Below are 10,432 nucleotides of genomic sequence, written 5' to 3'. Positions count from 1 at the left end.
GGGCACACCGGTGCCGGAACCGGAAACCGCCCCGGAGCGGCCCCAGTTGGACCTGACCAAGCTGCTCGCCGCCCGCTACCGGGCGGCGACCGACCGGCCCTATCTGGCCTCGGCGCTGTACGCGCTCTCGGTGGTGGCGAGCACCGGGGTGCCGACGATGGGCGTGGACCGGCACTGGCGCTGCTACGTGTCACCCGCCTTCGTCGACGCGACACCGGTGGCGGAACTCGCGGCGGTGTGGCTGCACGAGGTGGCGCATCTGCTGCGCGACCATCACGGGCGCGCCGAACGGCTGCCCGCCGCCGACCAGCGCGACCCGCACCGCGTCAATGTCGCCCAGGACTGCGAGATCAACGACGACCTCATCGCCGACGGCCTGCCCCTGCCGGCCGGACGGATGGAGCCGCGCCTCTTCGGCCTGCCGACCGGGCAGCTCTTCGAGGCGTATCTCCCCGGTCTGCCGCCGGGCCCGCCCCCGCACGACTGCGGGTCCGGCGCCCATGGACAACCGGTGCCCTGGGAGCTGACCGGACCGGACGGGCCGAACCGTCTCGGTCCGGTGGAGGCCGAGGCTCTGCGACGCCACACCGCGGAGGCCATGCGCGCCCATCGGCGCGGCCGGGGCACCCTCCCGGCTGGCTGGAAGCGCTGGGCGGACCAGATCCTGGAGCCCACGGTCGACTGGCGGCAGGCGCTCGCGGGCGCGGTACGGGAGGCCGCCGCCTGGGCCGCCGGAGCGATCGACTACACCTACCGCCGACCCTCCCGCCGCAACGCGGCGCTCCAGGGCGTCGTGCTGCCCAGTCTGCGCGGGCCGCTGCCCCGTGTCGCCGTCGTCATCGACACCTCTGGGTCGATGGGTGACGAGGAACTCGGCTCGGCGCTGGCGGAGGTCACCGGGGTACTGCGTGAGGTGGGCATCCGGGGCAACCGCGTCACCGTGCTGGCCTGCGACGCCGACGTGCAGAGCGTGTCCAGGGTGACGGCCGCCGAGCAGATCACCCTGGGCGGGGGCGGCGGCACCGACATGCGGGTGGGCATCGCCGCCGCCCTCACGGCGCGGGACCGCCCGAACATCGTCGTCGTACTCACCGACGGCTACACGCCCTGGCCGGACGAGGCCCCTTCGTGCCGGCTCGTCGCGGCGCTCATCGGCCCGGACGCCCCGCAGCCCCCGAGGTGGGTGGAGACCGTCCGCGTCACCGACCGGGCCCGGCCGTGACGTCCTCCCACCACCGACCGTCGGCCCCGGACCGACGGGCCCATACGGGGCATCAGTCGCCGAGGACGACCGTGCGCTGGGCGGAGAAGTCGCCCCACTTCCCGTCGGGCAGCTTGGCGCGGATCTTCATCGAGTAGCGGGTGCCGCGCGGGTCGTTGACGGTGAGGCGGTAGCTCGCCCGGCCTGCGGGCGGGGTGGCGCCCCAGACGATCGTGGTGGTCAGCCGGCCGCCGATGAAAAGCTGGTACGCCGGGATCTCGCCGCCCGTCTCCGGCTGCTGCCAGTCCAGGTCGACGGCGTACTCCTTGCCCTGGACGCGGTTGCTGATCCGCAGGTCGGTGGGGGCGGTGCTCGCCGGCGCACCCGGGGCGGAGGTGGTGGTGAGGTCGATGGCGTTGCTGTCCGGCGAGGAGGTGTCGGCGGCGTCCCGGGCGCGGACGGTGAAGGTGTAGACGGTGCCGGGGCGCAGGCCGGTCAGATGTGCCGTGGTCCGGGTGCCGGGCACACTGTGGATTCGGGAGTCCTCCTGGTAGATGTCGTACGAGGTGACACCGACGTCGTCCGTCGAGCCGCCCCAGGAGAGGTTCACCGCCCGGCTGCCGTCCACCGTGCCGCGTAGCTTCACCGGGCGGGTCGGCGGCTCGTGGTCGGCGGGGGTCGGGGCGGGTGTGGTGACGCTCGCGGCGGCGCTCGGCGCGGAGAGGTTCCCGGCGGCGTCGCGGGCGCGGACGGTGAAGGTGTAGGCGGTCGACGCGGTCAGCCCGTCGACGTCGATCATCACCTTGGCCGCCGGGACCGATTCGACCCGCTTCCCCTCGCGGTAGATCTCGTAGCCGGTGACCGCCTTGTCGTCGGAGGCCCGCTCCCACATGACGTGCACGGAAGTGGCGCTGCTCGCCTGCGCCGTCACATGGCGCGGCACCGTCGGCTCGCGGGTGTCGGCCTCGGGAGCGGAGTCGCAGGCGGTGAGCGCGGCGAGGAGCAGGGCGGCGGAACAGGCCAACGCGGCGGTTGCGTGGGGGCGTTGCACGGTCGTGCCTTCCATCCGGAAGCAATGGTCCAGACCTGTATCGCGTGGCGCGGGGGTCTCCGACAAGGGGGTGGAGCGGAAGCTTCCACAATGTGGCGATGTGTGCGGCAGCCGTGGGGTGGGGTGGGGTGGGGTGGCGTGCCGGTGTGCGTCGGCCGTTCGTCGGCCGGTGCCCTATGTGACGTACGGTCGGCTGATGTTGTGCATACGAGGCGTTGTGCTGCCGGAGCGCGAGGAACGCACGTTCTGGATCGACGGCTAGGTACTCCGTGAGGGCGATCCGCCGGGCGGGCTCGCCGGCCGGGACGCGGAGACGGTCGTGGACGGCGGCTGGCTGCTGCCCGGGCTCGTCGATGTGCACACGCATCCGGGCGCTCCGGAGCCGGGCGCGCCGTTCGACGAGGCGTTGCTGCGCAGGCAGTTGGGCGAGCACCGGGACGCGGGGGTGCTCGCGGTACGCACCCCCGGCACGGCGCGGCGGATGCCCGCATGGGTGGCGGAGGACCCGGAGCTGCCCCGGGTGACGTCGGCGGGACGGTGGCTGGCCACACCCGGCCGGTTCTTCCCCGGCTTCGGGCGCGATGTGAGCGAGGCCGAGTTGGTGCGGGCGGCCGTGGAGGAGGCGGCCGCTTCGTCCGGGTGGTGCAAGGTCGTCGGCGACTGGGCCCTCGACCAACCCGCCGTGCCGCTGCCGCTGTTGACCTCGGTGGTGGCGGCGGTGCACGCGACGGGCGGCAAGGTGGCGGTGCACTGCCAGACCGCCGAGGGCAGCCGCAACGCCGTACTGGCGGGCGCCGACAGCCTGGAGCACGGTATGCATCTCGACCCGGCCCTGCTGGACCGGATGGCCACGCAGGGCACCGCGTTCGTGCCGACGCTGAGCGTCTTCGGCGCCGGGGCGGACGCGATGCGGGCACGGGAGCCGAGCGTGCGCCGTGATCTGTGGCTGGCCGGCTGGGACAGCATGCTCGACAATGTGCGCGCGGCCCACGAAGCGGGGGTGACGGTGCTGGCGGGGACGGACTCCTTCCCTTGCGGGACGGTCGCGGGCGAGATGGAATGGCTGGTACGGGCCGGTCTTTCGGCCCACGCGGCACTCGGTGCCGCGTCCTGGACGGCGCGGGCCTGGCTCGGACTGCCGGGCCTCGTGGACGGCGCGGCCGCCGATGTCGTCGCGTACGCCACCGACCCGACCCTGGATCCCGGCGCGCTGAACCTGCCGAGCCGGATCGTGCTCCGGGGACGCGTCGTGCGATGAGCGATGAGTTCGAGGTGCGGAAGGAGTCAGCACTGTATGAACACGCACACGGAGACAACTCCCACGATCGATCTGGAACCCGCGGCGCGGCAGATCGTCACCCTGCTCGACGGCATCGACGAGCAGCAGCTGGACGATCCGACGCCCTGCCCCGACTACGCGGTGCGCGAGCTGCTCGCCCACGTGGTCGAGTTGAGCACGGCGTTCCGGGACGCGGCGCGGAAGGACCTCGGCCCGACGACCGACACCCCTCCGGACACGGAGCTTCCGGTCCTCGGTGACGACTGGCGCGAGGCGCTGCCGCCGTTGCTGGACGAGCTGGTGACTGCCTGGCGCGATCCTGCCGCCCGGCAGGGAATGACCAGGGCGGGCAACGTGGATCTGCCGGGTGAGGTGGCGCTGCTGGTCGCACTGGACGAGCTGGTGATCCACGGCTGGGACCTCGCCCGGTCGACCGGGCAGAAGTACGAGGGGGACGAGGCGAGCCTTCGCGTCTCGCTGGTCATGCTGACCCCCGGTGACGGCAAGCCCCGGGCGGAGACCATCTTCGGCCCGCCGGTTCCGGTCCCGGCCGACGCGCCCCTCGTCGACCGGGCCGTCGCGATGAGCGGCCGCCGCCCGGACTGGGAGCCCGGCGACTGAGCGGTACGCAGGGGCGGGTGTGCCGCTCGGGGGTCGGGTCGGCACGGCCCTCCGGCTCCGGGCGGCGCGGCCCGCGCGGGTCCGGTCAGGGTTTGGCCAGCGTTCGTGCCGCCTCGCGGGCCTGTTCCCGCAGCCGTTCGTCGGCCGGGGCTATCCCCGGCTCCAGGCCCGAGGCCCGCACCCGGAGGTCCCGTTCGGCCAGGGCGATCAGGCGGCGACGACCGTCCTCGGTGAGGGAATCGGGTCCGAGTACGACCAGGGCCTCCAGCGCGGTCTCCGCGTCGGCGTCCTGCTCCGCCGCGTCCAGGAGCAGCCCGGCCGTGCGGGGGCCGTCGAGCGTCTCGGGCGCGATCGCGTGCAGGGCGAGCACCGCCGACGGAATCTGCATCGGCTCGGTGAGCAGGCCCTCCAGCGCGGGGACCAGCGGTCGGGCCGCGCCGCCGATGCGGGCGGCAGCCCGCGCGGCACGGCCGAACGTCCAGCGCAGCCACATCGGTTGCACCTCCGCGAGCACACCGGCCAGCACCGGCACCGCTTCCTCCGGGTCACCGGTGATCCGCCACAGGGCCGCGGCGATCTCCACATCGGCGTCCATCTGCGGGATGTTGCGGTCGCCCGCCCGGTCGCTGAGCGCGGACCGGAGGGCGGGTACCAGGGCGACCGCCTCCGGGCCCAGCCCGGCGGCGAGGCTCGCGGCCTCCCGCACCGCCGGACCGCCGGGGGTGAGCCGTGCGGCGACGGCCGCCCGCAGCGGGCCGGTCTCCCCCGTCAGCTCGCGCACCGCCGCCGCAGCAGCGAGCCGGCCCTCCGGGCCGGTGCGTGCCGCGGCGGTCAGGAGCTCCGCGGTCGTCCCCCGGTGCTCCGGCGGGCAGATCGCGACCAGCGCCTTCGGTACCGCCCCCGGGCAGAGCGGCAGCACGGCCGACAATTCGGGCAGGGCGGCCGATGCCCGGCTCCCCCACGCGCCGAGCAGGTTGACCAGTCGGACGACCTCATCCGCGCCGGGGCCGCCCACCTCAGCCAGCCGGGTACGGATCGCATCCAGCAATTCCAGGTCGTACGTGAACGAGGCCCCGGCCGCCCCTCCGAACAGGAACCCGCATGCCGCGCCCAGCGCCCGCGGGCGCCGTCCCAGGTCCCGGGCCAGGAGCGGGGCGGCCCGGTCGGGGGCCACCGCGACGAGTGCTTCCAGCGCGCGGTCCGCCGGATCGCCCTCGCCCGCGGCGAGTCGGGCCAACACCGGGGCAGCCGCCGCAGCCCGGACGCCCAGCTTCGCGAGCAGCGAGTACGCCGCGGGCGCGTCCGCCGGGTCGGCGACCATCGCCTCCACGGCACCGGCCAGCCGCTCCGGCGCGCTGCGCGACAGCAGGCAGGCCGTCTCGGCCGCCCACAACGCCTCCGCCCGCGCCTCGGAGTCCGCGCCGCGCAAGGCGCCGTCGAGCAGGGTGTACGCGGCGTCGCGGTCGGCGTCGGTGTCGCGGCGCAGCAGCTCTTCGACGACGTACTGCAGGGGTTCGTTGCGCTCCAGGTCCAGCCGGCCCTCGACGAGGTCGTTCACGGGCAGGAGCGAGAGCATCGCCGCGTGGTGCGCGGGTCCCCACGGCAGTCCGCCGTCCACGCAGGCCAGCAGCGCCACGATCCGCACCTCGCCGGGCTCGTCCGCGCCGATGGCCGCGGTCGCCGCGTCGGCCGTGCCCGACGGGTCCAGGTGGGCCATGGCGCCCAGGAGCTCGGCCCGTACCAGCGGGTCCGTCTCGGTCTTCCGGCGCAGGTGGAGCACCGGCAGCACCTGCTCGGCCGCGCCGGTCATCGCGGCGGCCCAGACCGCGGCGCGCCGGAGCCCCGGCTCCTCGGCGTCGACCGTCGTGAGGAGCAGCGGCAGCTGACCGACGACGGCCGCCCGGCAGGCGGCCTCGTCGCTGTCACCGTCGTCCGCGCCGCCCTCCGCTATCCCGCCGAGCAGCACCAGCAGGTCCTCCGTGCGGTAGCCGGCACCGGCGAGCCGTGCGAGGTACGGAACGGCGCGGGCCGTGGCCTCGTAGACCGAGCCCTGGTGCAGGATGCTGCCGTACAGCTCGGAGATCGCCTCGGACGCGGCCTCCTCGCTCTCCCCGGCGAGCGCCCGCAGGCAGTCGGGGACATCGGCCGCACTCCCGTAGGCATGCTGCAGATCCGCCCATGGCTGGGCGTCGATGTCGGCGAAGAACGATGCGAGATCCATGAAGCGGATCATGCCACCCGGCACCGACAACGCCCCCGGTCACCGGTGTTCGGCCGCCGGTTCCCGGTTGGTCCTCAGCTGGTGAAGAACTCCGTGATCTGCTGGGCGACCTGGTCCGGATGGACCTCGTGCACCCGGTGGCCGCCCCCGATCGTGATCAGCCGGCAGTCCGGGATCAGCGAGGCCATGTCCTGGAGGCGCCCCTGGGGCATGGTGGATTCCGGGCCACCCGAGATCATCAGCGTGGACGCGACGATCTCGCCGAGGCCGGCCGCCCACTCGGGGTCGGGGTCGGCCACCTCGGCCCGGATGGGAGCGACGACGGCCTGGTCGTAGTCCACCGGCCCCTCCGGCTCGGCGGCCGGCTTCGGCTCGCTCGGGAACGGCGGCGGGGTCTCCACCAGTACCAGTCGCTCCACCCGGTCCGCGTGCTCCTGGGCGAGGAGATGGGCGACGACGCCGCCCATGGAGTGGCCGACCAGGCCGACCCGGTCGAGCTCGCACTCGTCCAGGAAGCCGAGGACGTCGTCCCGCATCAGCTCGAAGGAGTACTCGTCCGGCCAGTCGCTCTCGCCGTGACCTCGCAGGTCGAGGGCGTACACCCGCCACTCCTCGCCCAGCAGGGCGGCGGCCGCCTCCCAGCTCGCGGCGGAGCCGCCGAGGCCGTGCAGCAGGACCACGGGCGAGCCGAAGGGGTCGCCCCAGGTCCGGTACGCAAGCCGTACGTCGCCGACATCCACTACAGACTGATCTTCCATACCCCTGACGCTACAGGCGCGTGGGGGCAGATCGTTCCGCCGCCTCCGTGGTGGCCGCTGTCCGGCGGGCGCCCGGCACGCATCCAGCGGCGGATACCGGATCCGGTCCGCCCAAACCCATGATCGACGGGCGCGAGAAGCGTCCGCCCGGTGCCTGCGCACGCCGGTGCGCACGCCATATGACCTGCGCTTTCGCTCCTGCCCGAAGACCGGTCCGGACCCGTGACCAGTCGGTCGGCGACTCCGTTGGGGCTGATGGACGGCTCACGCCGACGTGGGCCGGATCACGGAGGAGAGATTCGCATGATGAAGAAGATGATGCTGGCCGCGATGGTGCTGACCGCCGGTCTCGGGCTGGCGGTGAGCCCCGCCGCCCAGGCCGCGCAGAGCCCCGCCGCCGCGCAGGCCGCGAAGGCGCCGGCAGCGGTCTGCACCGTCAACGACAACGGGGTGAACTTCCGCGGCGGGCCGGGCAGCGAGTACCCGGTCCTGGGCCAGGTGAACCGGGGCCAGAAGCTCGACGCCCGCGGCCAGCAGGGCGACTGGGTCATGGGCGACCTGTGGGGCGGCCCGACGGGCGTCTGGATCCACGTGGCCTACCTCGACTGCTGAGGCCGCAGCGCCCTGGCTGGTGCCGCGCCGGCCACCTCGCCACCCACCTCGGCCCCGCATCGCGCGTTCCGCGCGGTGCGGGGCCTCCCGCGTTTCGAGGGAACTTCTCAACTCCCCGGCGCCGGAGGGGTGTACGACCACTCTCCACTCTGATAGGAAAGCTTCCTAACAGACCGTCGCAACGAAGAACTCCCTTTGGAGGACTGGTGCACGCTCCCCATAAGCGCGCCGCACGTCGCAACACCCGCCCCGTGCGCATCACGGTCATCGCGGTCGGACTGGCCCTCACGGCGATTCCCGTCGCCGCCTACGCCGGTGGCCCCTCAGACCAGGCGGCCCATCAGCCGACGGCAGCGGCTCACGAGGCCGCCGCCGCGACGGGGCTGGACGACCCGGCGAAGAAGGAGATCGCCATGCAACTGGTCTCCAGCGCCGAGAATTCCTCCCTCAACTGGAAGTCCCAGTACAAGTACATCGAGGACATCGACGACGACCGCGGCTACACCGCGGGCATCATCGGCTTCTGTTCCGGCACGGGCGACATGCTCGACCTCGTCGAGCTGTACACCGAGCGCAAGCCCGACAACGTCCTCGCGAAGTACCTTCCCGCACTGCGGAAGGTCAACGGCACCCCCTCGCACAGCGGTCTCGACCCGAACTTCACCAAGGACTGGGTGAAGGCGGCCTCCGACTCGGCGTTCAAGCAGGCGCAGAACGACGAGCGGGACCGGGTGTACTTCAACCCGGCCGTCAAGCAGGGCAAGGCCGACGGCATCGGCACGCTGGGCCAGTTCGCGTACTACGACGCCATCGTCATGCACGGCGACGGCGGCGACAGCACCAGCTTCAGCTCTATCCGCAAGCGGGCCCTCTCGAAGGCGAAGCCGCCGTCCCAGGGCGGCAACGAGGTCACGTACCTCAACGCCTTCCTCGACGCCCGCGTCTGGGCGATGAAGCAGGAGGAGGCCCACGAGGACACCAGCCGCGTGGACACCGCCCAGCGGGTCTTCCTGAAGAAGGGCAATCTGAACCTGGACCCGCCGCTCGACTGGAAGGTGTACGGCGACAGCTACCACATCGGCTGACACACCGGACGACACGGCCGTGGCGCGTACGGCAGCACCCGCGAGGGTCGCCGTACGCGCCACAGCTCCGTCCCGGCCTTGTGTCGCGCCGGGCCGGATCGGATCAGTGCGCGGCCACCGGGTCCGCGGCCGCCGGGCTCTGCTCCCGCTCCGACGGTTCCGGATCCGGCTTCCTGCCGAGGTGGTTGAAGGCCAGGTTGAGCACGATCGCCACCACGCAGCCGGTCGAGATCCCGGAGTCGAGCACCACGAGCAGATCCTCCGGGAACGCGTGGTAGAACTCCGGCGCGGCGATCGGGATCAGGCCGATGCCCACGGCCGCGGCCACGATCAGCGCGTTCTCGCCCTTCTCCAGTGCGGCGGCCGCCAGGGTCTGGATGCCGCTCGCGGCGACCGAACCGAAGAGCACGATGCCCGCGCCGCCGAGGACCGGCAGCGGGACGAGCGCGATGACGGACGCCGCGACGGGGACCAGCCCGAGCACGATCAGGATGCCGCCACCGGCGGCCACCACGAAGCGGCTGCGGACCTTCGTCATCGCGACGAGACCGATGTTCTGGGCGAAGGCACTGCACATGAAGCCGTTGAAGAGCGGGCTGATGGCACTGCCCAGGGTGTCGGCGCGCAGGCCGCCCTCGATGGTCCGCTCGTCCGCCGGCCGGCCGACGATCCTGCCGAGCGCGAGCATGTCCGCGGTGGACTCGGTCATGCAGACCAGCATCACGATGCTCATCGAGACGATCGCGGCGATCTCGAACTGCGGCGCCCCGAAGTGGAACGGCGTGGGGAAGCCGACCAGGTCGGCGTCCTTGATGGCGCCGAAGTCGGTGATGCCGACGGGTATCGCGATCAGGGTGCCGACGATCAGTCCGAGCAGGATGGCGATCTGCTGGAGGAAGCCGCGCAGCAGTTTGCGCAGGGCCAGCACGATCACCAGGGTGACCGCGGCCATGGTGATGTTGGTAGTGGAACCGTAGTCCGCCGCCGTGGCGTTGCCGCCCTGGGACCAGTTGAAGGCGACCGGCAGCAGCGAGACACCGATCAGAGTGATCACGGTGCCGGTGACCACGGGCGGGAAGAAGCGGACCAGTTTGCAGAAGTACGGGGCGAGCAGGAAGCCGAGCAGGCTGGCGACGATGATCGCGCCGAAGATGACGGCGATGCCGTCGTGTCCGCGGTCCTTGCCGATGGCCACCATCGGGGTGACCCCGGCGAACGAGACGCCGTTGACGAACGGCAGCCGGGCGCCGATCCGCCAGAAGCCGAGGGTCTGGAGCAGGGTGGCTATGCCCGCGGTGAACAGGCTCGCCCCCATCAGGAAGGCGGTCTCCTTGGCGGTGAGGCCCACGGCGGGCGCCACGATCATCGGCGGGGCCACCACGCCCGCGTACATCGCGGCCACGTGCTGGAGGCCGCTGGTGAACATCTTCAGTGGGGGGAGCGTCTCGTCGACCGGGTGTTTCCGGTCCGGCGAGGACGATTCGGGGGCGTCGCCCCGATGTGGGGCTCCATCGGGTGCTGCGTCTGCGTCGTTGCGAAACCTGGGCGTAGCTGCCACGGCGGTTCCTCCGGTCGGATACACGTCTGCGGCGACGTGGGTGTCA

General features: G+C 72.7%; 9 protein-coding genes. 5 read left to right on the top strand and 4 right to left on the bottom strand.

Features of this window, described 5'->3' with window-relative positions:
* The first annotated feature begins 10 nt into the window (after positions 1–10).
* The gene (locus OG978_RS32965; RefSeq protein ID WP_326768711.1) at positions 11–1,222 is read left to right on the top strand and encodes a vWA domain-containing protein; all 1,212 of its coding nucleotides are present in this window, start codon (positions 11–13) and stop codon (positions 1,220–1,222) included.
* Positions 1,223–1,274: 52 nt separating this feature from the next.
* Here OG978_RS32965 and OG978_RS32960 read toward each other — a convergent pair whose 3' ends face one another.
* Complete coding sequence (locus OG978_RS32960; protein WP_326768710.1) at positions 1,275–2,267, bottom strand: fibronectin type III domain-containing protein; 993 nt, start codon at positions 2,265–2,267, stop codon at positions 1,275–1,277.
* Between the two features lie 304 nt (positions 2,268–2,571).
* Here OG978_RS32960 and OG978_RS32955 point away from each other — a divergent pair, with 304 nt between their 5' ends.
* Entirely contained in the window at positions 2,572–3,510 is a 939-nt protein-coding gene (locus OG978_RS32955; protein ID WP_326768709.1) for an amidohydrolase family protein, read from the top strand.
* Between the two features lie 36 nt (positions 3,511–3,546).
* Positions 3,547–4,152 (top strand): TIGR03086 family metal-binding protein, encoded by a 606-nt coding sequence (locus tag OG978_RS32950; protein WP_326768708.1) that lies wholly within the window; start codon positions 3,547–3,549, stop codon positions 4,150–4,152.
* A gap of 85 nt (positions 4,153–4,237) precedes the next feature.
* Here OG978_RS32950 and OG978_RS32945 read toward each other — a convergent pair whose 3' ends face one another.
* Complete coding sequence (locus OG978_RS32945; RefSeq protein WP_326768707.1) at positions 4,238–6,373, bottom strand: hypothetical protein; 2,136 nt, start codon at positions 6,371–6,373, stop codon at positions 4,238–4,240.
* A 74-nt stretch (positions 6,374–6,447) separates the two neighbouring features.
* A complete protein-coding gene (locus OG978_RS32940; protein ID WP_326768706.1) occupies positions 6,448–7,131 on the bottom strand; it encodes an alpha/beta fold hydrolase in 684 nt (227 codons plus the stop codon).
* 303 nt (positions 7,132–7,434) lie between these two features.
* Between OG978_RS32940 and OG978_RS32935 the strand changes: the two genes are divergently transcribed.
* Entirely contained in the window at positions 7,435–7,743 is a 309-nt protein-coding gene (locus OG978_RS32935) for an SH3 domain-containing protein (RefSeq protein ID WP_326768705.1), read from the top strand.
* Positions 7,744–7,949: 206 nt separating this feature from the next.
* A complete protein-coding gene (locus OG978_RS32930) occupies positions 7,950–8,828 on the top strand; it encodes a chitosanase (protein ID WP_326768704.1) in 879 nt (292 codons plus the stop codon).
* Positions 8,829–8,931: 103 nt separating this feature from the next.
* On the opposite strand, the gene OG978_RS32925 is transcribed toward OG978_RS32930, so the two are convergent.
* On the bottom strand, positions 8,932–10,386 hold the full coding sequence (locus OG978_RS32925; RefSeq protein WP_326768703.1) for a nucleobase:cation symporter-2 family protein: 1,455 nt from the start codon (positions 10,384–10,386) through the stop codon (positions 8,932–8,934).
* Between the last annotated feature and the right edge of the window lie 46 nt (positions 10,387–10,432).

Source organism: Streptomyces sp. NBC_01591, from assembly GCF_035918155.1.
Taxonomy (GTDB): Bacteria; Actinomycetota; Actinomycetes; order Streptomycetales; family Streptomycetaceae; genus Streptomyces.
Note: the sequence above shows the minus strand (reverse complement) of the source record. Positions and strands in the feature narration are given on the sequence as shown.

Excerpts from the sequence above, each read along its gene's own strand:
- OG978_RS32940 (WP_326768706.1), bottom strand. The coding sequence starts at position 7,131 with ATGGAAGATCAGTCTGTAGTGGATGTCGGCGACGTACGGCTTGCGTAC.
- OG978_RS32950 (WP_326768708.1), top strand. The coding sequence starts at position 3,547 with ATGAACACGCACACGGAGACAACTCCCACGATCGATCTGGAACCCGCG.
- OG978_RS32935 (WP_326768705.1), top strand. The coding sequence starts at position 7,435 with ATGATGAAGAAGATGATGCTGGCCGCGATGGTGCTGACCGCCGGTCTC.
- OG978_RS32960 (WP_326768710.1), bottom strand. The coding sequence starts at position 2,267 with ATGGAAGGCACGACCGTGCAACGCCCCCACGCAACCGCCGCGTTGGCC.
- OG978_RS32945 (WP_326768707.1), bottom strand. The coding sequence starts at position 6,373 with ATGGATCTCGCATCGTTCTTCGCCGACATCGACGCCCAGCCATGGGCG.